Annotated in this window: 16 protein-coding genes; 13 read left to right on the top strand and 3 right to left on the bottom strand. The window is 72.6% G+C overall.

Going from position 1 to position 22,568, the window contains the following annotated elements:
- Positions 1-11: 11 nt before the first annotated feature.
- Positions 12-1,628 carry a carboxyl transferase domain-containing protein gene (locus JK361_RS11440; RefSeq protein ID WP_201815621.1) on the bottom strand — a complete coding sequence of 539 codons (1,617 nt, stop codon included), beginning with the start codon at positions 1,626-1,628 and terminating at the stop codon, positions 12-14.
- Between the two features lie 97 nt (positions 1,629-1,725).
- On the opposite strand from JK361_RS11440, the gene JK361_RS11435 reads away from it, so the two are divergent.
- From JK361_RS11435 to JK361_RS11420, 4 genes are all read left to right on the top strand, one after another.
- On the top strand, positions 1,726-2,331 hold the full coding sequence (locus tag JK361_RS11435) for an SACE_7040 family transcriptional regulator (protein WP_201815620.1): 606 nt from the start codon (positions 1,726-1,728) through the stop codon (positions 2,329-2,331).
- A 260-nt stretch (positions 2,332-2,591) separates the two neighbouring features.
- Positions 2,592-3,749, top strand: a complete 1,158-nt coding sequence (locus JK361_RS11430) for an acyl-CoA dehydrogenase family protein (protein ID WP_201815619.1) — start codon at positions 2,592-2,594, stop codon at positions 3,747-3,749.
- Between the two features lie 36 nt (positions 3,750-3,785).
- Positions 3,786-4,667: an acyl-CoA thioesterase gene (locus JK361_RS11425; RefSeq protein WP_201815618.1), complete on the top strand. Its 882-nt coding sequence runs from the start codon at positions 3,786-3,788 to the stop codon at positions 4,665-4,667.
- A 308-nt stretch (positions 4,668-4,975) separates the two neighbouring features.
- Positions 4,976-5,344 carry a hypothetical protein gene (locus tag JK361_RS11420; protein WP_201815617.1) on the top strand — a complete coding sequence of 123 codons (369 nt, stop codon included), beginning with the start codon at positions 4,976-4,978 and terminating at the stop codon, positions 5,342-5,344.
- Between the two features lie 72 nt (positions 5,345-5,416).
- On the opposite strand, the gene JK361_RS11415 is transcribed toward JK361_RS11420, so the two are convergent.
- Entirely contained in the window at positions 5,417-6,205 is a 789-nt protein-coding gene (locus JK361_RS11415; protein WP_201815616.1) for a phosphatase, read from the bottom strand.
- Between the two features lie 78 nt (positions 6,206-6,283).
- On the bottom strand, positions 6,284-8,299 hold the full coding sequence (locus JK361_RS11410) for a PucR family transcriptional regulator ligand-binding domain-containing protein (RefSeq protein WP_201815615.1): 2,016 nt from the start codon (positions 8,297-8,299) through the stop codon (positions 6,284-6,286).
- Between the two features lie 234 nt (positions 8,300-8,533).
- Here JK361_RS11410 and JK361_RS11405 point away from each other — a divergent pair, with 234 nt between their 5' ends.
- From JK361_RS11405 to JK361_RS11365, 9 genes are all read left to right on the top strand, one after another.
- Positions 8,534-9,994: a sodium:solute symporter family protein gene (locus JK361_RS11405; RefSeq protein WP_201815614.1), complete on the top strand. Its 1,461-nt coding sequence runs from the start codon at positions 8,534-8,536 to the stop codon at positions 9,992-9,994.
- 56 nt (positions 9,995-10,050) lie between these two features.
- A complete protein-coding gene (speB, locus tag JK361_RS11400) occupies positions 10,051-11,019 on the top strand; it encodes an agmatinase (protein WP_201815613.1) in 969 nt (322 codons plus the stop codon).
- Between the two features lie 24 nt (positions 11,020-11,043).
- Positions 11,044-12,732 (top strand): thiamine pyrophosphate-binding protein, encoded by a 1,689-nt coding sequence (locus JK361_RS11395; protein ID WP_201815612.1) that lies wholly within the window; start codon positions 11,044-11,046, stop codon positions 12,730-12,732.
- Between the two features lie 230 nt (positions 12,733-12,962).
- The gene (locus JK361_RS11390; protein WP_307787241.1) at positions 12,963-14,303 is read left to right on the top strand and encodes a VanZ family protein; all 1,341 of its coding nucleotides are present in this window, start codon (positions 12,963-12,965) and stop codon (positions 14,301-14,303) included.
- A gap of 181 nt (positions 14,304-14,484) precedes the next feature.
- Positions 14,485-15,408, top strand: a complete 924-nt coding sequence (locus tag JK361_RS11385) for a serine hydrolase (RefSeq protein WP_201815611.1) — start codon at positions 14,485-14,487, stop codon at positions 15,406-15,408.
- Positions 15,409-15,697: 289 nt separating this feature from the next.
- Complete coding sequence (locus JK361_RS11380; RefSeq protein WP_201815610.1) at positions 15,698-16,621, top strand: serine hydrolase; 924 nt, start codon at positions 15,698-15,700, stop codon at positions 16,619-16,621.
- A 220-nt stretch (positions 16,622-16,841) separates the two neighbouring features.
- Positions 16,842-17,906: an esterase-like activity of phytase family protein gene (locus JK361_RS11375; RefSeq protein WP_201815609.1), complete on the top strand. Its 1,065-nt coding sequence runs from the start codon at positions 16,842-16,844 to the stop codon at positions 17,904-17,906.
- Between the two features lie 338 nt (positions 17,907-18,244).
- Complete coding sequence (locus JK361_RS11370; RefSeq protein WP_201815608.1) at positions 18,245-21,964, top strand: ABC transporter ATP-binding protein; 3,720 nt, start codon at positions 18,245-18,247, stop codon at positions 21,962-21,964.
- Positions 21,965-22,098: 134 nt separating this feature from the next.
- Complete coding sequence (locus JK361_RS11365; RefSeq protein ID WP_201815607.1) at positions 22,099-22,488, top strand: hypothetical protein; 390 nt, start codon at positions 22,099-22,101, stop codon at positions 22,486-22,488.
- Positions 22,489-22,568 lie beyond the last annotated feature (80 nt).

Below are 22,568 nucleotides of genomic sequence, written 5' to 3'. Positions count from 1 at the left end.
GGTTCCCCTCCTCACATCCGGAAGACGCCGAACTGGGGATCTCCCAGGGGCGCGTTGGCGCAGGCCGTCAGGGCGAGGCCCAGCACCTGACGGGTCTCCAGCGGGTCGATGACGCCGTCGTCCCAGAGCCGGGCGGTGGCGTAGTAGGCGTTGCCCTGCTGCTCGTACTGCTGCCGGATCGGCGCCTTGAAGGACTCCTCGTCCTCGGCCGGCCACTCCTCGCCGCGCGCCTCCAGCTGGTCCCGCTTGACGGTCGCGAGGACGGAGGCGGCCTGCTCGCCGCCCATGACGGAGATCTTGGCGTTGGGCCACATCCACAGGAAGCGGGGGGAGTAGGCCCGGCCGCACATCGAGTAGTTGCCCGCGCCGTACGAACCGCCGACCACCACCGTCAGCTTCGGCACGCGCGTGCAGGCCACGGCCGTCACCATCTTCGCGCCGTGCTTGGCGATGCCGCCCGCCTCGTAGTCCCTGCCGACCATGAAGCCGGAGATGTTCTGGAGGAACACCAGCGGGATGCCGCGCTGGTCGCACAGCTCGATGAAGTGGGCGCCCTTCTGGGCGGATTCGGCGAACAGGATGCCGTTGTTGGCGACGATCCCGACCGGGTGACCGTGGATCCGCGCGAAGCCGGTGATCAGGGTCTGCCCGAACTCGCTCTTGAACTCGGCGAACCGCGAGCCGTCGACCACGCGCGCGATGATCTCGCGGACGTCGTAGGGCGTGCGGGAGTCGACCGGGACCGCGCCGTACAGCCCGTACGGGTCCACCTTCGGCTCGGCCGCGGGCTGCACCTCCCAGGGCAGCGACTGCCGGGCCGGGAGCGTGGCCACGATGTTGCGGACGATCCTGAGGGCGTGCGCGTCGTCCTCGGCGAGGTGGTCGGTGACGCCGGAGACCCGGGAGTGCACCTCGCCGCCGCCCAGCTCCTCCGCCGTGACGACCTCGCCGGTGGCCGCCTTCACCAGCGGGGGCCCGCCGAGGAAGATCGTGCCCTGGTTGCGGACGATCACGGCCTCGTCGCTCATCGCCGGGACGTACGCGCCGCCGGCCGTGCAGGAGCCGAGGACGGCCGCGATCTGCGGGATGCCGGCGCCGGACATCCGGGCCTGGTTGTAGAAGATCCGGCCGAAGTGGTCCCGGTCGGGGAAGACCTCGTCCTGCATGGGCAGGAAGGCCCCGCCGGAGTCGACGAGGTAGACGCACGGCAGCCGGTTGTCGAGGGCCACCTCCTGGGCGCGCAGGTGCTTCTTGACCGTCATCGGGTAGTACGTGCCGCCCTTGACCGTGGCGTCGTTCGCGACGATCACGCACTCGCGGCCGCTGACCCGCCCGATCCCGGCGATCACGCCGGCGGCCGGGGCCTGCCCGCCGTACATCCCGTCGGCCGCGAGCGGGGCCAGCTCCAGGAAGGGCGAACCCGGGTCCAGCAGTGTGTCCACCCTGTCCCTGGGCAGCAGTTTGCCGCGCGCCGTGTGCCGGGCCCGCGCCTTCTCGCCGCCGCCGAGGGACGCCGCGGCCAGCTTGGCGCGCAGCTCCTCCACGAGCGTGAGATGGGCCTGTTCATTGGCCCGCCAGCCCTCCGACGCGGGGTCTGCCGCGCTCCGAAGCTCCGGTGCCTCCTGCATCCTGCGGTCCCCTCACAAGGTGGTCGAACCTGTTAATGAGCGTTAACCTTCGCCTCCAGGTTAACGACCGCTAACCGCGCTGTCTAGAATTGTCGGCATGGCCAGCAGAACCGACGCCCCCACCCGCCGTGAGCAGATCCTCAAGGAGGCCGCCCGGCTCTTCGCCGAGCGCGGATTCCACGGCGTCGGTGTCGACGAGATAGGCGCCGCGGTCGGCATCAGCGGGCCCGGTCTGTACCGGCACTTCCCGGGCAAGGACGCGATGCTGGCCGAACTGCTGGTCGGCATCAGCGGGCAGCTGCTCACCGGGGCCAGGCGGCGGCTGGCGGAGGCGGACGGGTCCACCGGCGCCTCGGCGGTCCTGGACTCGCTCATCGAGGGCCACATCGACTTCGCGCTCGACGACCGGCCCCTGATCACGCTGCACGACCGGGAGCTGGACCGCCTGCGCGACAGCGACCGCAAGCTGGTGCGGCAGCTCCAGCGGCAGTACGTGGAGCTGTGGGTGGAGGTGGTCCGCGAGGTGTACCCGGCGCTGACCGAGCCGGCCGCCCGCTCGGCCGTCCACTCGGTGTTCGGGCTGCTGAACTCCACGCCCCACCTGGGCCGGGCCGGCACGCTGCCCGGCCGGGGAACCACGGCGGCACTGCTGCACCGGATGGCCCGGGGGGCGTTCACGGCGGCGGGCACGACCGAGGGCTGAGCCGGGCGCTACACCGACAAGGGGTCCTGCATCTTCGGGGACTCCGTTCCCTTCGGCCCCTGGACCGTCGACTCCTCCGCCTTCCGCCGCTACGGCAAGGCCGGGAACTGACACCGGCCGCCGTCCCCTTCGGCGGGAACCGGCACCGGCCCACCCGCCCGCTTCGGGCGGGGTGGCACAACTCACCCTGGACGCTGCCGCGTACTCGCCGGTATCTTCGTGTCTGAGCAAGCGCTTAGACAGACGTGGAGGTGGGCGGCGTGCGCCGTACGGTGTTCAACGAGGATCACGAGGCGTTCCGGGAGACCCTCCGCGCCTTCATCGAGGCCGAGGTCGTACCCGTGTACGACGAGTGGTTCGCCGCCGGCCAGGCCCCGCGCGACTTCTACTACAAGCTCGGCGAGCTGGGCATCTTCGGCATCAACGTGCCCGAGGAGTTCGGCGGCGCGGGCATGGACAGCCACAAGTTCGAGGCCGTCCTCTACGAGGAGACCGCCCGTGCGGGCGTCCAGTTCGGCGGCTCCGGCGTGCACGTGCTGCTCGCCCTCCCGTACATCAAGATGCTCGCCACCGACGAGCAGAAGAAGCGCTTCCTGCCGAAGTTCGTCTCCGGCGAGGAGATGTGGGCGATCGCGATGACGGAGCCGGGCACCGGTTCCGACCTGGCGGGCATGAAGTCCACCGCCAAGCTGTCCGAGGACGGCACGCACTACGTCCTCAACGGCGCCAAGACCTTCATCACCGGCGGTGTGCACGCCGACAAGGTGATCGTCTGCGCCCGTACGGCCGCGCCCACCGCCGAGGACCGCCGCCACGGCATCTCCCTGTTCGCCGTGGACACCAAGTCCGAGGGCTACTCCGTCGGCCGCAAGCTCGACAAGCTGGGCCTGCGCACCTCCGACACCGCCGAGCTGGCCTTCGTCGACGTCAAGGTGCCGGTCGAGGACCTGCTCGGCGAGGAGAACAAGGGCTTCTACTACCTCGGCCACAACCTGGCCTCCGAGCGCTGGGGCATCGCCTTCGGCGCCTACGCGCAGGCCAAGGCCGCCGTCCGGTTCGCCAAGCAGTACGTGCAGGAGCGCACCGTCTTCGGCAAGCCGGTCGCCCACTTCCAGAACACCAAGTTCGAGCTGGCCGCCTGCCAGGCCGAGGTGGACGCCGCCGAGGCCGTCGCCGACCGCGCGACCGAGGCCCTGGACGCCGGTGAGCTGACCCCCGCCGAGGCCGCCTCCGCGAAGCTCTTCTGCACCGAGGTCGCCCACCGCGTGATCGACCGCTGCCTCCAGCTGCACGGCGGCTACGGCTACATGAACGAGTACCCGATCGCCCGCCTGTACGCGGACAACCGCGTCAACCGCATCTACGGCGGCACCAGCGAGATCATGAAGTCGATCATCGCCAAGGACATGGGCCTGTAAGGTCCCCGCGATCACTGGCGGGTACGACCACAAGCCATGAGCCAGGCACTCCAGGATCTCCTCGATCTGCTCGACCTGGAGCAGATCGAGGAGAACATCTTCCGCGGCCGGTCCCGCTCCGCCGTCGTCCCGCGCGTCTTCGGCGGGCAGGTCGCGGCGCAGGCGCTGGTCGCCGCCGGACGGACGGTCCCCGCGGACCGGCCCGCTCACTCCCTGCACGCGTACTTCCTGCGCCCCGGCGACCCCGGCGCGCCGATCGTCTACACCGTGGACCGCATCCGTGACGGCCGGTCCTTCACCACCCGCCGGGTGGTCGCCGTCCAGCACGGCAAGCCGATCTTCCATCTCTCGGCGTCCTTCCAGGCGTACGAGGAGGGGCTGGAGCACCAGGCGGCGATGCCCGCCTCGCCCGACCCGGCGACCCTGCCCACCTCCCAGGAGCGGCTGCGCGGCTACGGCCATCTCGCCCCCGAGGTCGTCGAGAGGTTCCTCGAGGCCCGCGAGGCGATCGACCTCAGGTACGTGGACGAGCCCCCGTACGGGCAGTACGGAGAGCCGCGCGAACCGCACTCCCAGGTGTGGTTCCGCACCAACGGCAAGCTCGGCGGCGCCGTCGACGAACCCCTGCTGCACGTCGTCCTCGCCACCTACGTCTCCGACATGACCCTGCTCGACTCCGTGCTGCTCGCGCACGGACGCGGCGGCTGGGCCGTCGGCGACGTCGTGGGCGCCTCGCTGGACCACGCGATGTGGTTCCACCGGCCCTTCCGCGCCGACGAGTGGCTGCTGTACGACCAGGAGTCGCCGTCCGCGCACGGCGGCCGGGGCCTCGGCCAGGCGCGCATCTACACCCAGGACGGGCGGCTGGCCATCACGGTCATCCAGGAGGGCGTGGTGCGCGTACCGAGGCGGCAGTGAGGGGAGAGCCGTTCGAGATGACGAGTGACGCGAGCGGGACTAGGCTCTCTGAGTGAAAGCCGCAGGAAACGGCATGCCCCATACACGGGGTTCCGGAACCTCGGAACCCCAGGTTGCAGCGCCCCGAAGACGCGACCACGCGCCGGGCGGCCTGTGGGGGTATCGGTGAATGCGCCGTTTCGTACGATCCGGCTGCGGTGACACCTCAAGACCGCGCCGCACTTCCCCTTTTGCCGCGGCGACGGCCATCCGCCTCGCAGCCTCCCCTGAAGGAGCCGCGAGAGACGATGGAGATGGAAGGTAATCCCATGCGATCACAGCGCATCAGGCGCCTTGTCGCGTTGTCCGCCTCCGGCGTGCTGCTGGCCGGCGGAGCGGCGCTCGGCACGGCCGGAACCGCGTTCGCCTGCTCGGACCACGGCGACCACGACTCCTACAGCAGCTGGGACAGTGGCGACCACGGCTCGTGGGGCGACGACGAGGACGATTCCGGCTACGGCGGTGACCACGGCGACTACGGCGACTACGGCGGTGACCACGGCGACTACGGCGGCGATCACGGCGACTACGGCGGCGATCACGGCGGTGGCGACTACGGCGGCGACCACGGTGGCGGCGACTACGGCGGCGGTGGCGACTACGGCGGTGGTGGCGACTACGGCGGTGGCGGCCACTGATCCGGGCACGAACCGACCACGACGTGCGGCCCCGACTGCGGGGCCGCACCCCATTTCTGTCTCCCCGTCAGGTCAGGACAGGTCCGCCGCGGCGAGCAGGTACGCCGTCATGGGGTCGTAGTAGCGCGGGCTGACCACGTGGTCGTCGAGGGGGACGACCACCTGCACGGTGCCCTCCGCCTCGGCGAGGAACAGCGCCGGGTCGTTGCAGTCGGCGTAGCCGACGGAGTCGACGCCGTGCTGTCCCGCGTACCCGGCCCAGCCGTGGTCGGCGACCACCAGGTCCGGCAGCGGGCGCCCCTCGCGCTCGAGTCCGGTCAGAATGGCCCGCATCGGCTCCCCGGAGTGGGTGTGCCACAGCGTCGCCCCGTGCTCCAGCACGGCGACGTCCGCGAACTGCATCACGTAACCCTCGTCCGTCTGGAGCCCGTCCGGGATGACCACGATCTCGCAGCCGGCGGCGCGCAGCGCGGCGGCCGTGGCCCGGTGCACGTCCAGCAGGCCGCCCGGGTGGCCGGTCGCGAACAGCACCCGCTGGCGTCCCTCGGCAGCCTTGCGCAGCCGTGCCGCCATCCGCTCCAGCGCGTCCACGGTCAGTTCGGGGTCGATGGTGTCCTGGCCGTACCGGTACTCGGGATCGTCGTTGACGCCCACCCGTTCGGCCATGACCGCGAGCACGTCCTGCTCGTCCGCCCAGCGGTCGCCCAGTTCCAGGCCGAACCAGAAGTTGCGGACACCGTTGGCGAGCTGACGGTAGTGGGAGAGGTTGTTCTCGCGGGGCGTGGCGACGTCCCCCGCGATACGGGTTCGCACCAGGTGGTCGACGAGCTGGGCGCGGCTGGGTGTCCCGGATATCGGCATGCCTTCCATTGTGGGGCAGTACACCGCGGGAGTCTTCGGCATATCGGCGGCTGGGACGGGTCTCACCCGCCCCCGCCGTCAGTCCCGCCGCAGCGCGAACCACAGCTCCATGCGTACGTCCGGATCGTCCAGATCGGCGGCCAACAGGCCCGCGCAGCGGGCGATCCGCTGCCGCACGGTGTTGCGGTGCACGCCCAGCGCCACCGCCGTACGGTCCCAACTGCCGTGCAGCGACAGCCAGGTACGCAGGGTCTCGGTGAGCGCGGACTGCCCCGCGAGCGGGGCGAGCAGGGTGCGGGCGTGCGTCTCGGCGTCCGCCGGGGGCACCAGGTCCGCCAGCGCCGGCCGGGCGGCGTGCCGGAGCAGCGGGGCGCGGGTGGCGCGGGCGCGGGCGAGGGCCCGGGCGGCCTGGGTGTCTGCGGCCGGCCACTCGTGCGGCTCGGCCGGGGCGCTCACCCCCAGCGTCCAGCCGGGCTGCGGCGCCGGGTCCCGGTCCGCCGGCACCAGCACCCGTACGACGTCACCACCGACGTCGACCAGCGGCGAACCCAGGGCGGCGCCGAGCGCGGAGCCGGCGACCGGGTCCGGGGCCTGGGCCTCCGGCCGGGCGTGCACGACGAGCCACCGCCCGCTGCCGAGCAGCGGGGCCACCTCGCCGGGCGGGGCGCCCAGCAGCAGCCGGACCAGCGCGGAGGACCGGGCCGCGCCGGCCCCGCTCTGGTGCTCCCCGGTCAGCAGGGTCAGCAGCACGGCGGCGACGGAGGCGATGGTGTGATCGCCGGGCTCCCGGCGGGGGGTGGCCACCCCGAGCACGAACCCCTCGCCGGCGCCGAGGGCGTACACGGCGAGGTGGGTGGCGCCGAAGGCGTCGGTGGCGGAGGTGGGCTGCGGGCGGTGCGGGAGAGTGCCGGGGGCGGCCGACGGGGTGGTGGCCGGCTGCGGCCGGGCAGGTGGGGTGGCAGGGGTGGGCCGGGTGCCCGGCGGGGTGGTGGCCGGCTGGGGCCGGGTGGCCGGAGCGGGGGGTGTGCCCGGGGCGTGGGGCCGGCGGTCGGTGGGGTCCGGTGGTGTCGTCGTCCTGGCCGCCGGCCTGACCACCCCGGCCAGCGCCGCCAGCGCCGCCCCGGCGCTCTCCACCGCCTCCCGGCCCGTCCGCGTGCCCTCCACCGGCTCGCGGCCCGTCCCGGCGCTCTCCGCGGGTTCCCGGTCCGCCGCCGCTCCCGCCGTCGGCTTTCGGCCCGTCCCGGCGCTCTCCGCGGGTTCCCGGTCCGCCGCCGCTCCCGCCGTCGGCTTTCGGCCCGTCCTGGCGCTCTCCACGGCCCCCCGGCCCGTCCGCGCGCCCTCCACCGCCTCCCGGCCCGTCCCGGCGCTCTCCGCGGATTCCCGGCCCGCCGCCGCTACCGCCGTCGGCTTTCGGCCCGTCCGCGCGCCCTCCACCGGCTCGCGGCCCGTCCCGGCGCTCTCCGCGGGCTCCCGGCCCGCCCCCGCTCCGGCCGTCGGCTCGCGGCCCGCCCCCGCGACCTCCGTGCCGTCGGGGCCGTACAGCACCGCCCGGCCGCCCAGGCGCTGGGCCAGCTGGCGTAGCACGGACGGGACCGGATCCTGGCGTGCGGCGGCCGCCGCGAGGCTCTGCTGGGCCTCGGTGACGCGCCGCAGCTCCGCCAGCCTGGCCTGCGCCATCAACTGCCACACCGCGCGGGCCACGCCGGAGAACGTGGTCTGCGGCGGGACCTCCAGCAGCGGCAGGCGGTGGCTCTCGCAGGCGGCGACCAGGGCCCGCGGCACCGAGTCGTGCACGGGCGCCAGACCGAAGCCGAGCGCCGCGCCGCCCGCCGCGACGATCCGGGAGACGTAGTCGTCGAAGTACGCGCTCCCGTCCGGGCCCTCCGGGATGTGCACCCCGGCCGTCAGCAGCAGCTCGCCGCCCAGCAGGTACGGGTACGGGTCGGCCATCTCCGAGGTGTGCGCCCAGTGGATCACGATCCCCGGGTCCGTCGGCCCGGCGATCTGCCGCAGCCCCAGGTCCTCCCGGGCCAGCAGGGCCGACAGCGTGACCGGTGGGGTCGGTGGGACGGCTGGGGTGATCGTCTCCGGCATGATGTGCGTTTCCTCCATCCCGCCCCGTTCATATGGATGAAACGTACTCTTCGCAGTCGCTTTCCAGCCACCTAGTGTCGACATCGAACGGCAGCCGCGGGTACGGGCGGATGTCCCCGCGATCCGCTGCCGTCACACCGGTCTCCGGAGCACCCCTTCTTTCCGAGGGGCCCGCCCGGAGGAACCCCGTCTCTGCACGACACGCCACCGACAGTGCGCGAAGGAGGGCCCCACATGGCCGTCGACTACACAGTGATCGTCGTCTATCTCGCCGGCATGCTGGCCATGGGCTGGTGGGGCATGCGCCGCGCCAAGTCCAAGAGCGAGTTCCTGGTGGCGGGCCGGCGCCTCGGCCCCGCCATGTACTCCGGCACCATGGCGGCGATCGTCCTCGGCGGCGCGTCCACCATCGGCGGCGTGGGCCTCGGCTACCAGTACGGCCTCTCCGGCGCCTGGATGGTCTTCACCATCGGCCTCGGCCTGCTCGCCCTGTCGGTGTTCTTCTCCGCGCGCATCGCCCGCCTGAAGGTCTACACCGTCTCCGAGATGCTCGACCTGCGCTACGGCGGCCGGGCCGGCGTGATCTCGGGCGTGGTCATGTGGGCGTACACCCTGATGCTGGCGGTGACCTCGACCATCGCCTACGCCACCATCTTCGACGTCCTGTTCGACCTGAACCGCACGGTCTCGATCATCATCGGCGGCGCGATCGTCGTCGCGTACTCGACCCTCGGCGGCATGTGGTCCATCACGCTGACCGACATGGTCCAGTTCGTCGTGAAGACCGTCGGCGTGCTCCTGCTCCTGCTGCCGATCGCGGTGGTCAAGGCCGGCGGCTTCGCGGAGATGAAGGCCGAGCTGCCGACCTCGTACTTCGACCCGCTGGGCATCGGCGGCGAGACGATCTTCACCTACGTCCTGATCTACACGTTCGGCATGCTGATCGGCCAGGACATCTGGCAGCGCGTCTTCACCGCCCGCAGCGACAAGACCGCCAAGTGGAGCGGCACGGTGGCCGGAACCTACTGCCTGGTCTACGCGCTCGCCGGCGCGGTGATCGGTACGGCCGCCAAGGTGCTCTACCCCAAGCTCGGCAGCCCGGACGACGCCTTCGCCACCATCGTCAAGGACGAACTCCCCGTCGGCGTGCGCGGCCTGGTGCTGGCCGCCGCCCTGGCCGCCGTGATGTCGACCTCCTCCGGCGCCCTGATCGCCTGCGCCACCGTCGCCAACAACGACATCTGGTCGCGGCTGCGCGGGATCGTCCGGCGCGACGGCGAGGAGCACGACGAGGTCGCGGGCAACCGCGCCTTCATCCTGATCATGGGCCTGGCCGTGATCGGCACGGCGATCGCGCTGAACAACGTGGTCGAGGCGCTCACCGTGGCCTACAACCTCCTCGTCGGCGGCCTGCTGGTGCCCATCCTCGGCGGCCTGCTGTGGAAGCGCGGCACGGTCCAGGGCGCGCTGGCCTCCGTGATCGTCGGCGGCCTCGCCGTCATCGGCCTGATGGCCGGCTACGGCATCCTCGCCAACGAGCCCGTCTACTACGGCCTGCTGGCCTCCCTCGCGGTCTACGTCGCCGTCTCCCTGGCGACGAAGCCCACCGACGAGGCGGTCCTCGCCACCTGGCGCGAGCGCCTCGCCGGACGATCCCCCGAACTCGCGTCCGAACCGGTCCCGGCTCACCAGTAGAGTCGTATGGCAAGCAGTACATGCGCGACAAAGCGCAAGAAAGAAGGCATTTCACTATGAGCAGCAACGAGACGCCCCGCGGCCCCGTCGACTCCTCCCGCATCCCGCGGTACGCCGGCCCCGCGACCTTCGCCCGGCTGCCCCGCCTGGACGAGGTCGGCACCGCCGACGTTGCCGTCGTGGGCGTGCCGTTCGACTCCGGCGTCTCGTACCGGCCGGGCGCCCGCTTCGGCGGCAACGCCATCCGCGAGGCGTCCCGGCTGCTGCGCCCCTACAACCCCGCGCAGGACGCCTCCCCCTTCGCCCTCGCCCAGGTCGCGGACGGCGGCGACATCGCCGTGAACCCGTTCAACATCAACGAGGCCGTCGACACCATCGAGGCCGCGGCCGACGACCTGCTCGGCACCGGCGCCCGCCTGATGACCCTCGGCGGCGACCACACCATCGCGCTGCCGCTGCTCCGCTCGGTCGCGAAGAAGCACGGCCCGGTCGCCCTGCTGCACTTCGACGCCCACCTGGACACCTGGGACACCTACTTCGGCGCCGAGTACACCCACGGCACCCCGTTCCGCCGCGCGGTCGAGGAGGGCATCCTCGACACCGAGGCGCTCTCCCACGTCGGTACCCGCGGCCCGCTCTACGGCAAGCAGGACCTGACCGACGACGAGAAGATGGGCTTCGGCATCGTCACCTCCGCGGACATCTACCGCCGCGGCGCCGACGAGGTCGCCGACCAGCTGCGCCAGCGCATCGGCGACCGCCCGCTGTACATCTCCATCGACATCGACTGTCTCGACCCGGCCCACGCGCCCGGCACCGGCACCCCGGAGGCGGGCGGCATGACCTCCCGCGAGCTGCTGGAGATCCTGCGCGGCCTGGCGTCCTGCAACCTGGTCTCGGCGGACGTGGTCGAGGTCGCCCCGGCGTACGACCACGCCGAGATCACCTCGGTCGCGGCCTCCCACACGGCCTACGAACTGACCACCATCATGAGCCGCCAGATCGCGGCGGCCCGCAACGCCTGACGCTCCTTAGGGGGATCGAGAGCAGTGACTCACGACCACGACCTGGTACTCCGCCCGACGCCCGCGCAGACGGAGGCCGCGCTGAACCCGCCCCCGGGCCGCAACGGCGGAGACCTGGTCGTGGAGACGCTGGCCGGGCTCGGCGCGACGACGGTCTTCGGCCTGCCCGGCCAGCACGCGCTCGGCATGTTCGACGCCCTGCGCCGCTCCTCGCTGCGCTACATCGGCCTCAGGGTGGAGAACAACGCGGGCTTCGCGGCCGACGCGTACGGCAGGATCACCGGTGAGGCGGCCCCGCTCCTGCTCTCGACGGGACCGGGCGCGCTGACCTCGCTCGCGGCCCTCCAGGAGGCGGCGGCCGCCTCCGCCCCCGTCCTGGCGATCAGCAGCCAGATCCCCACGGCGGGCCTCGGCGGCGGCCGGCACGGCTACCTCCACGAACTCCCCGACCAGGCGGCCTCGTTCCGCGGCGTCGTCAAGTCGGTCCACACCGTCCGCACCCAGTCCCAGATCCCCTCCGCCGTCGCGGCGGCCTGGCGGTCGGCGCTGACGGCCCCGCACGGCCCGGTGTGGGTGGAGATCCCGCAGGACGTCCTCCTCGCCGAGGCGTCGCTGCCGGTGGTGACGGCCATGGACGCGACCCCGGACGACCTGGCCCCGCGCCCCGAGCTGACGGCGGTGGCCGCCGCCCTGCTGTCGAACGCGGCCCGCCCGGCGATCATCGCGGGCGGCGGGGTCGTACGGTCCGACGCCTCCGGCAAGCTGCTCCAGCTCGCCGAGAAGCTGGACGCGCCCGTGGTGACGACGTTCGGCGGCAAGGGCGCGTTCCCCTGGGAGCACCCGCTGTCGATGCAGTCCTGGCTGGAGGACCGCCACACCACGGACTTCCTGGAGGACGCGGACGTCCTGCTGGTGGTCGGCTCGGGCCTCGGTGAACTGTCCTCCAACTACCACACGTTCAAGCCCCGTGGCCGAGTGATCCAGATCGAGGCGGACGCCGGCAAGCTGGAGTCGAACCACCCCGCCCTGGGCATCCACGCGGACGCGCGCCTGGCTCTCCAGGCCCTGCTGGAGACGGTGGCCGACCGGACCGACGAGTCGGCGCCGGGCAGGGTGCGGGAGCTGCTCGGAAAGGTCGCCGACCGCATCGCGTCCCAGGAACTCACCCTGGAGCAGGACGTGCTGGCGTCCGTGCGCCGGGCGCTCCCCGCCGGCTCCCCGTCCTTCTGGGACATGACGATCCTGGCGTACTGGGCCTGGTCGGCGTTCGACCCCCGCGGCGCGAACTCGATGCACTCGGCCCAGGGCGCCGGCGGCCTCGGCTACGGCTTCCCGGCGGCCCTCGGCGCGGCGGCGGCCGACCCCACCCGTCCGGTGCTGGCGGTGTCCGGCGACGGCGGAGCCCTGTACTCGATCGCCGAGCTGGCGACGGCGAGGCAGTACGGGCTCCCGGTCACCTGGCTGATCGTCGACGACGGCGGCTACGGCATCCTCCGCGAGTACATGACGGACGCCTTCGGCCAGGCGACGGCGACGGAACTGACCCGCCCGGACTACGTGGCCCTGGCCGAGTCCTTCGGTGTCCCGGGTGTCCGTACGACCCCGGAGACCCTGGCGGAGGACCTGGCGAAGGCCCTGGCCACCCCCGGCCCCTCGGTGGTCGTACTCCCCGCCGTTTTGCGGATGTTCGCCCCGACACACCTGGGCGAGTGACACACCTCACCATCGAGTCGGTGAAGAACGCCCCATAGGAGCCGAACGAGTACCGGCTCGCCGTGGTCCTCGCCAGACCCTGATGCCGGCGCTGCCCGAGCCGTTCGGTCCGGCCTTGCGCCAGAGCGCGGCACCGCCGGGGCGGAACTGTGCCGGCCGGTGCGGTCGTCCTCCGTGGTGATCATGTGTACGCGGCCCTGACCAGGCCGTCGCCAACGGGGGAGCAGGGCGTGTTCGAGGCAGTGTTCGGTGATGACCACGGCTTCCTGGGCGGTCTCACCGCCCTCGGCGCCGTGCTCGGCGGGACGGGGTGGTGGGCGGCCCGGCGGCTGCGGGCCGCGCACGCCCTCTGGTGGCCGCCGTTCGTGTTCTGCCTCACCGGCGTGCTCGGGGTCACCCTCGCGCTGCGGGCCGGGGAGGGCGGCGGGCCCGCCGAGTGTGTGATCAACCATGAGATCACCGAGCCGCTGTACACCACCCAGGGGCAGTGGAACCTGGCCATGTTCGTGCCGCTCGGGTTCTTCGGGGTCCTCGCGCTGCGCCGGCCGGCACCGGTGCTCGCCGGTGCGCTCGCGCTGCCCTGTCTCATCGAACTCGCCCAGACCCTCGCCCCCGTCGTCGGCATCTGCGACAGCGCCGACCTCGAGATGAACGCGGTCGGCGGGCTCATCGGTCTGGCGGCGGGGCTCCTGGCGGTGCGCGGCCGGGTCGCCTGGCGGGCCTGGGTCAGGACCAGCCTGGTCCTCCTCGGGGCGCTCGGCCTCATCGGGATCACCGTGCTCCACAGCGCCGTCACCCTCGAGCATGTCGACGGCTCCAGCGTCCGGGACGCGCACGGTGACGAACGGGCGGTCGCCGAGCGGGTCGTACGGCAGGCGTTCGACGGCCGGTACGAGGTCGGGAGGGTGCAGATCAGACCTGGTATCGACGGTTACAACGGGTTCATGTCCATCCAGCTGGGCGGAGGGGTCTCGGCGGATCTGATGTGGCCCGGCGGACGCCGGCTCACCGTCGACTTCTCCGGCGCCACCGGCCCGGGCTTCGCCGTCCCCGGCGCCACCCCTGCGCACGACGCCCGGGACGCCTACCGCATCGCCCGCACCTACATGCGCGTCCACTACCCGTGGGCCGGGTCGGCGTCCTGGCACGTGACACGGCCGGCCACCGGGGAGCAGGGCGGGGACGGGTGGGTCACCTCCTGGCGCTTCAGGGAGCGCGGGGTGGCCATGCCCCGCAGCCTCGACGTGCGGATCGACCGGGCCGGGCGCGTGCACGGCCTGACGGCCGACTTCGGACCCACGCACGTGGACGTGCCCGCCCGGCTGCTGACGGCCCGGCAGGCGGAGGAGGCGGTCACGGAAAGGGAGCAGGAGCACGGAGCCGGCCCCAAGGCGCTGCGGGTCCACGCCCTCGACCTGATGACGCAGCGCGCCAAGGGCAATCGGGGCCCTTGGCGCGCCGTGTGGTCCGTCGAGGTCGCGGACCCGGGGTGCGAACCGGACGGGAAAGGGGAGGGTTGTGATCCCTACGTCGCGACCCTGGACGCCGTGACCGGGCGCCCCGCCGATTGACGCGTTCCCTGCCCGCCGAGGTGTCTCCCGCCCGGACCCACCCCGGCATGATCGTCGAACTCACGCCCTGCGAACATGCGTACAACTTTCGGCACCCCTGACGAGTCCAGTCAGACAGCGCACGGGTGCGCTCAACGGCGTTCAGGGGGACGCCCGTACGACGTTCTAGGGGGAACTTTCCATGACCTACCGGACCTTCGGCCGGACCGGTGCGCTGGCGGCTGCCGTCAGTGCCGCGCTGCTCATACCGACCGTCACGGCCGCCACCCCGGCCGCCGCGGCCGCGCCCGCCGTGACCTGCACGTCCGCCAAGGCGGGCCTGGCCGCCAAGCTGAAGAAGGACATCACGGCCGCCCTCGCGAACCGCAAGGGCACCGTCGCCATCGGCCTGTACGACCGCAGCACCAAGACGACCTGCACCCTGCGTGCCACCAGCGCCTACGACTCGGCCAGCACCGTCAAGGTCACCGTGCTCGCCACGCTGCTGTGGGACGCCAAGAAGCACAACCGGTACCTGACCACCACCGAGCAGTCGCTCGCCAAGGCCATGATCACCCAGTCGGACAACACCGCGACCAGCAAGCTCTGGAAGCAGCTCGGCACGACGAAGATCAAGGGCTTCCTGTCCGCCGCGGGCATGACCAAGACCGTGCCGGGCGCGGACGGCTACTGGGGTCTGACCCGGGAGAACGTGAACGACGAGCAGAAGCTCCTGAAGCTCGTCACCGCCAAGAACAGTGTGCTGAGCGACAACTCCCGCGCCTACATCCTGAAGCTGATGGGCCAGGTCGTCTCCTCGCAGCGCTGGGGCACCCCGGCCGGGGCGCCGGCCGGCGTCTCCGTGCACGTCAAGAACGGCTGGCTGGAGCGCTCCACGCACGGCTGGCGGGTGCACAGCCTGGGCACCTTCAACGGCGCCGGCCACGACTACACGATCACGGTGCTGACGCAGGACAACGGCACCATGGGCTACGGCGTGACCACCATCCAGAACGTCGCCAAGGCGATCCACAAGGACCTGGTGCCGACCGCCGCCGGCGTCACCCGCTACACCCCGACCAGCCAGCCGCGCGAGGCGTTCGTCGCGGTGCCGCCGCAGGGCTGAGCCCCGGGCCGCGCGGCGCCGGCCGCGCGGCCCGTCCCGCTCCCCCCCCGATGAGGTCGGTGACCGCGAACTGGGTGGCCCCGGCCTGGACGCCGTCGCCCGGCGTCGCCCGGCGCCCGGTCCGCACCGACGGTCTCGTGTCCCATGGGCCATCCCACTGATCGCCCCAACTCCCTTGCTGCGAACATGCGTACAGCCGTCGAGCGTTCCGGCCGCCGCGGCAGGCGGTGCCGGGACGCGCCCGACGGCATGCAGGACGACCGAAACACGTTCAAGGGGGAAGCTCCACATGACCCACCGGATATCCGGCCGAACCGGGGCGCTCGCGACCGCCCTCGGTGCCACGGTGCTCGTCTCGGCCACCGCCGCCCTCCCGGCCGCGGCGGCACCCACGGCCACCGTCAGCTGCACGTCCGCCAAGGCGGGCCTGGCCGCCAAGCTGAAGAAGGACATCACGGCCGCCCTGGCCGGCCGCACGGGCACCGTCGCCCTCGGCCTGAACGACCGCTCCACCGGCACGACTTGCACCCTGAACGCCGCCACCGCCTTCGACTCGGCCAGCACCGTCAAGGTCACCGTGCTCGCCACGCTGCTGTGGGACGCGAAGAAGAGCAACCGGTACCTCACCGACGCCGAGGCCGAACTCGCCACGGCCATGATCACCCAGTCGGACAACGACGCGACGAGCAAGCTGTGGAAGCAGCTCGGTACGGCGAAGGTCCAGGGCTTCCTGACCGCGGCCGGGATGACGAAGACCGTCCCCGGCGCGGACGGGTACTGGGGCCTCACCCAGGAGAACGTCACCGACGAACAGAAGCTGCTCGGACTGATCACCGCCAGGAACGGCGTGCTGAGCGACAACTCCCGTGCCTACATCCTGAAGCTGATGGGCCAGGTCGTCGCGGACCAGCGCTGGGGCACCCCGGCCGGGGCGCCGGCCGGCGTCTCCGTGCACGTCAAGAACGGCTGGCTGGAGCGCTCCACGCACGGCTGGCGGGTGCACAGCCTGGGCACCTTCAACGGCGCCGGCCACGACTACACGATCACGGTGCTGACGCAGGACGACAGCACCATGGACTACGGCGTGAGCACCATCCAGAACGTGGCCAGGGCGATCCACAAGGACCTGGTGCCGACCGCCGCGGGCGTCACCCGCTACACCCCGACCAGCCGACCGCACGAGGCGTCCGTCCCGGTCCCGCCACAGGGCTGACGCTTCACGCGGCGCTCGTCCCGGTGTCGCCAGGGGGCTGACGCTTCAGGAGGCGTCCGTCCCGGTGCCGCCAGGGGGCTGACGCCTCAGGAGGCGTCCGTCCCGGTGCCGCCACGGGCTGACGCTTCACGCGGCGTCGGTCCCGGTGCGTGTCGCCGCGGGGCCGGCCCTTCACGAGGCGGACTCCCGTGCGTCACCCGCTGGTCCTACGGTGACGGCCATGCGCCCGAGAACCGTACTCGCCACCCTCACCGCCGGCCTGGCGGCGGCCACCTCCCTGGTCGCCGCCGGGCCCGCCACCGCCGACGCGCAAGCCGCCAACGCCTGTTCGGCCGCCGTGTCGATCGACCGTTTCTCCGACGGGCTCGACAAGACGACCTACGACGGCACCTTCGTGGGCAACTTCTCCGCCCTCGCCGTGGACCGCGACGGCTCGCTCGCGGCCCTGGGGGACCGCTCCGACCTGTTCCGCCTGGACGCCCGTACGCTGCGGCCGGAGGCGGCCGTCCGCCTCGCCGACGAGAAGGGCGCCGCCCTCGACTCCGAGGGCCTGGTCGTGGACACGGCCCCCGTCCGGCCCCGGCTGGGCGGGGGGACCGCCGCCGGCACCCTGCTCGTCAGCTCCGAGACCGAGCCGTCCGTCCGCCGCTACTCCCGCGCCGGCACGATCCTCGACCGGCTCCCGGTGCCGGCCTCCCTCCGGGTCGCCCCGGCCGGCCGGGCCACCGCCAACCAGACCTTCGAGGGACTGACCCTGCTGCCCGGCGGCCGCACCCTGCTGGCCTCGATGGAGTACGCGATCGCGGGCGACGCCCCGGGGACCGTCCGGTTCCAGACCTGGCGGCGCACCGAGGGCGGCCGCTTCCGGCTCGCCGCCCAGTACGCCTACCGCACCGACGCCGGCCTCGGCGTCCCCGAGGTCCAGGCCACGCCCGACGGCCGCCTCCTGGTCCTGGAGCGCGGCTTCACCGCGGGCGTCGGCAACACGGTCCGCCTCTACCTGGCCGACCCCCGCCACGCCACGGACACGAGCGGCATCGAGAACCTTACGGGCCAGGACGGCGTCCGGCCGGTCGAGAAGACCCTCCTGACGGACATGTCCGCCTGCCCCTCCCTGGGAGCCACGGCGAAGCAGCCCCAGCCGAATCCCCTGCTGGACAACATCGAGGGCATGACCATCACCGGCCGTGACCACCACGGCCGCCTCCGCGTCCTGCTGGTGAGCGACGACAACCAGAACGCGGCACAGACGACGAGGTTCTACTACTTGCGGGTAAGGATCTGACCTGCGGGAAGGGGCGGCGCCCCTAGGCCCCCCACCGCGCCCAGGAGCCCACCACCCCGCCGCACAGCGCACCCGGGCCGGTCCAGCGCACCCGGGCCGGTCCAGCGCACCCGGGCCGGTCCAGCGCACCCGGGCCGGTCCAGCGCACCCGGGCCGGTCCAGCGCACCCGGGCCGGTCCAGCGCACCCAGGCCGGTCCAGCGCACCCGGGTCGGCCGCCCCACCGCACCGGCCGTCGCCGCCCTCCACCCCCCGCCAATTGTTACGGCGGGATGAAATCGTCCGCCGCCAGTGTTGGTGCCTTCCGGTAGAGCAGGTCGAAAAACAGGAGGCACCGGCGTGGTACCGCAACGGGGATGGGCAAGACGGCTGGCGGGCTATGCCTGGCGCTACCCCAAGGACGTGGTCCTCGCCCTCGGCTCCTCGCTGGCCGGCATGGCCGTGATGGCCGTCGTCCCGCTGATCACCAAGGTGATCATCGACGACGTGATCGGCGACCACACCCGCGGCATGGCCCCCTGGGCCGGCGCCCTGACCGGCGCGGCCGTCCTCGTCTACGCCCTCACCTACGTCCGCCGCTTCTACGGCGGCCGGCTCGCCCTGGACGTCCAGCACGACCTGCGGACCGAGATGTACGGCACGATCACCCGGCTGGACGGCCGCCGCCAGGACGAGCTGTCCACCGGGCAGGTCGTCGGCCGGGCCACCAGCGATCTCCAGCTGATCCAGGGCCTGCTCTTCATGCTCCCGATGACCATCGGGAACGTCCTGCTCTTCCTGATCTCCCTGGTGATCATGGCGTGGCTGTCCCTGCCGCTGACCCTGGTCGCCCTGGCCGTCGCACCCGCCCTCGGCTGGATCGCCCGGCGCAGCCGCACCAGGCTGCACCCCGCTACCTGGTACGCCCAGGCCCAGGCCGCCGCCGTCGCCGGAGTGGTCGACGGCGCGGTCGGCGGCGTGCGCGTGGTGAAGGGCTTCGGGCAGGAGGACCAGGAGACCGGCAAGCTGCGCGAGGTCGGCCGCCGCCTCTTCGCGGGCCGCCTGCGCACGATCCGCCTGAACAGCAAGTTCACCCCGGCCCTCCAGGCCGTCCCGGCGCTCGGCCAGGTCGCCATGCTGGCCCTCGGCGGCTGGCTCGCCGTACGCGGCCACATCACGCTCGGCACCTTCGTGGCCTTCTCCACCTACCTGGCCCAGCTGGTCGGCCCGGTCCGGATGCTCGCGATGGTCCTCACGGTCGGCCAGCAGGCCCGCGCCGGCACCGAACGCGTCCTGGAGCTGATCGACACCGAGCCGACCCTGCGGGACGGCACCAAGGAACTGCCCGCCGACGCGCCCGCGACGGTCGAGTTCGACGACGTGTCCTTCGGGTACGACCACGAGCGCCCGGTCCTCGACGGACTCAGCTTCGAGATCCGCCCCGGCGAGACCCTCGCCGTCGTCGGCTCCTCCGGCTCCGGCAAGTCCACCCTCTCCCTGCTCCTCCCGCGCTTCTACGACGTCACCCACGGTGCCGTCCTGATCGGCGGCCACGACGTGCGCGAGCTGACCCTGGAGTCGCTCAGGGCGGCCATCGGGCTCGTCCCTGAAGATTCGTTCCTCTTCTCCGACACCGTCCGCAACAACATCGCCTACGGCCGCCCGGACGCCACGCGGGAGGAGATCGAGGCCGCTGCCCGCGCCGCCCAGGCGGACCGTTTCATCACCGAGCTGCCCGACGGCTACGACACCACGGTCGGCGAGCACGGCCTCACCCTCTCCGGCGGCCAGCGCCAGCGCATCGCGCTCGCCCGCGCCCTGCTCACCGACCCGCGCCTGCTGGTCCTGGACGACGCCACCTCGGCCGTGGACGCCCGGGTCGAGCACGAGATCCACGAGGCGCTGAAGCAGGTGATGCAGGGCCGTACCACCCTCCTCATCGCCCACCGCCGCTCCACCCTGAACCTCGCCGACCGCATCGCCGTCCTGGACGGCGGCCGGCTCGCCGACCTGGGCACCCACGAGGAGCTCCAGGAGCGCTCGCCCCTCTACCGCCGCCTGCTCACCGACCCCGACGAGCTGGGCGGGGTCTCCCCGGGCCACGCCCTGCCGGCCGGGCCGCGGGAGGACGTCTCCGTCCGCGAGGAGCTGGACGCCGAGTTCGACGCCGAGCGGGGCGTGACCCCCCGGCTGTGGACCGGCGACCGCGCGCCGAAGGACCCGGCGCTCGCCGGCACCCCGGCCACCCCGGAACTCCTCGCCCAGGTCGAGGCGCTGCCCCCGGCCACCGACACCCCGGACATCGACGAGGACCGCGCGGTCCTGCCCGAGGACTCCTACGGCCTGCGCCGGCTGCTGCGCGGTTTCGGGTCGCCCCTCCTCGTCAGCCTGCTGCTGGTCGCCGTGGACGCGGGCGCCGGCCTGCTGCTGCCGGTGCTGATCCGGCACGGCATCGACTCCGGTGTCACGAAGACGGCGATCGGCGCGGTGTGGTCGGCCTCCCTGCTCGCCCTGCTGACCGTGCTGGTGCAGTGGGCCGCGCAGATCGGCGAGACCCGGATGACCGGCCGTACCGGCGAACGCGTGCTGTACTCGTTGCGGCTGAAGATCTTCGCGCAGCTCCAGCGGCTCGGCCTGGACTACTACGAGCGCGAGCTGACCGGCCGGATCATGACGCGCATGACGACCGACGTCGACGCCCTGTCGACGTTCCTCCAGACGGGTCTGGTCACCGCGTTCGTCTCGGTCGTCACGTTCTTCGGCATCATGGGCGCCCTGCTGGTGCTCGACGTACAGCTCGCCCTCGTCGTCTTCGCCACCCTGCCCCCGCTGGCCGTGGCCACCTTCTTCTTCCGCCGGGCCAGCGTGAAGGCGTACGAACTCGCCCGTGAGCGCGTCTCGACGGTGAACGCCGACCTCCAGGAGACCGTGGCCGGGCTGCGGATCGTGCAGGCCTTCCGGCGGGAGCGGGACGGCGGTCGGCGGTTCACCGAGCGCAGCGACGCCTACCGGCGCGCCCGCGTCCGCGGCCAGTGGCTGATATCGATCTACTTCCCGTTCGTGCAGCTGCTGTCCTCGGTCGCCGCGGCGGCCGTGCTGATCGCGGGCGCGGGCCGGGTGGAGGCGGCCACGCTCACGACCGGCGCCCTGGTGGCGTACCTGCTCTACATCGACCTGTTCTTCGCGCCCGTCCAGCAGCTCTCCCAGGTCTTCGACGGCTACCAGCAGGCCACCGTCTCGCTGGGCCGCATCCAGGAACTGCTGCGCGAGCCGACGTCCACGCGGTCCGCCGCGCAACCCCGCGAGGTGACGTCCCTGCGGGGTGACATCGCCTTCGAGGACGTGCACTTCGCGTATGGAGACGAGGAGGAGGCGCTGTCCGGCATCGACCTGCGGATACCGGCCGGGCAGACGGTGGCCTTCGTCGGCGAGACGGGCGCCGGCAAGTCGACCCTCGTCAAGCTGGTGGCGCGGTTCTACGACCCGACCGCGGGGCGGGTCACGGTCGACGGCGTCGACCTGCGCGGACTGGACCTCACCTCCTACCGGCACCGGCTCGGGGTGGTCCCGCAGGAGGCGTACCTCTTCCCGGGCACCGTCCGCGACGCCATCGCCTACGGCCGCCCCGACGCCGACGACGCCGCGGTCGAGGCGGCGGCCCGGGCGGTCGGCGCGCACGAGATGATCGCCACGCTGGAGGGCGGTTATCTGCACGAGGTCGCCGAACGCGGCCGCAACCTCTCGGCGGGCCAGCGCCAGCTGATCGCCCTGGCCCGCGCCGAACTGGTCGACCCGGACGTGCTGCTCCTCGACGAGGCCACGGCCGCCCTGGACCTGGCCACCGAGGCCCAGGTCAACCACGCCACCGATCGCCTGGCGGGCCGCCGTACCACGCTGGTGGTGGCCCACCGCCTCACCACCGCGGCCCGCGCGGACCGGGTGGTGGTGATGGACCGCGGCCGGGTCGCCGAGGACGGCACCCACGAGGAACTGCTGGCCCGCGGCGGCCGGTACGCGGAGCTGTGGCGTACCTTCATCGGACGGTCCGAGCCGGAGGAGCCGGTCGGCGCCGCCCGCTGAGCCCCGTGTCGGCCGGGTCCGTGAGGGGCCCGGCCGAGTCGCATCGATGACGGTCGTGCAACCATCCGACACACCCGTGCGTCCGTACATCAGTACGGGCACGGGGTGTGAGACCGGGTACGGGGAGGACGACAGTGGACAGTGGTGCGATACGCCGGCGGCTGGCGCTCGGCGCGGCCGTGCTGGCCGCGTCCGGAGCGCTCGCGCTCACGGCGACGGGTACCGCGCAGGCCGTGTCCGGCAGTTGCGCCGGGCACGAGGTGCGCACCCTGCCGTTCAGATCCGGCGTCACCCATGTCTACAAGCGGGGCGACTACGTCTGCGCCGTCACCGTCGCCAGGAACTCCGGGGCCGCCCAGAGCATGTCGGTGAGCGTTCAGGCGCGCGGCAACCGGCCGGTCGTCGACAAGGGCCGCTACAAGTACCACGCGGGACCGGTGACCGTGAACGCCGGCCACCGCTGCGTCTGGATCAGGGGAGCGGTGGGCCACTACACGGTCAGCTCCGGCTGGATCCTGTGCTGAGCGGCCGACCGGGTCGGTGAACCGCGCAACACCCCCTGGTGGGACGGAAGTTGCTGGGATAACTTCCGGCGCACATCTGT

Origin of the sequence: Streptomyces musisoli (assembly GCF_016741855.1) — a bacterium.
Lineage (GTDB): Bacteria > Actinomycetota > Actinomycetes > Streptomycetales > Streptomycetaceae > Streptomyces > Streptomyces musisoli.
The sequence above is the reverse complement of the archived record's forward strand: the minus strand, read 5'-3'. Positions and strand labels throughout refer to the sequence as shown.

Coding starts and splice junctions, on each gene's coding strand:
- JK361_RS11440 (WP_201815621.1), bottom strand. CDS start 1,628: ATGCAGGAGGCACCGGAGCTTCGGAGCGCGGCAGACCCCGCGTCGGAG.
- JK361_RS11435 (WP_201815620.1), top strand. CDS start 1,726: ATGGCCAGCAGAACCGACGCCCCCACCCGCCGTGAGCAGATCCTCAAG.
- JK361_RS11425 (WP_201815618.1), top strand. CDS start 3,786: ATGAGCCAGGCACTCCAGGATCTCCTCGATCTGCTCGACCTGGAGCAG.
- JK361_RS11420 (WP_201815617.1), top strand. CDS start 4,976: ATGCGATCACAGCGCATCAGGCGCCTTGTCGCGTTGTCCGCCTCCGGC.
- JK361_RS11415 (WP_201815616.1), bottom strand. CDS start 6,205: ATGCCGATATCCGGGACACCCAGCCGCGCCCAGCTCGTCGACCACCTG.
- JK361_RS11410 (WP_201815615.1), bottom strand. CDS start 8,299: ATGCCGGAGACGATCACCCCAGCCGTCCCACCGACCCCACCGGTCACG.
- JK361_RS11405 (WP_201815614.1), top strand. CDS start 8,534: ATGGCCGTCGACTACACAGTGATCGTCGTCTATCTCGCCGGCATGCTG.
- speB (WP_201815613.1), top strand. CDS start 10,051: ATGAGCAGCAACGAGACGCCCCGCGGCCCCGTCGACTCCTCCCGCATC.
- JK361_RS11385 (WP_201815611.1), top strand. CDS start 14,485: ATGACCTACCGGACCTTCGGCCGGACCGGTGCGCTGGCGGCTGCCGTC.
- JK361_RS11380 (WP_201815610.1), top strand. CDS start 15,698: ATGACCCACCGGATATCCGGCCGAACCGGGGCGCTCGCGACCGCCCTC.
- JK361_RS11375 (WP_201815609.1), top strand. CDS start 16,842: ATGCGCCCGAGAACCGTACTCGCCACCCTCACCGCCGGCCTGGCGGCG.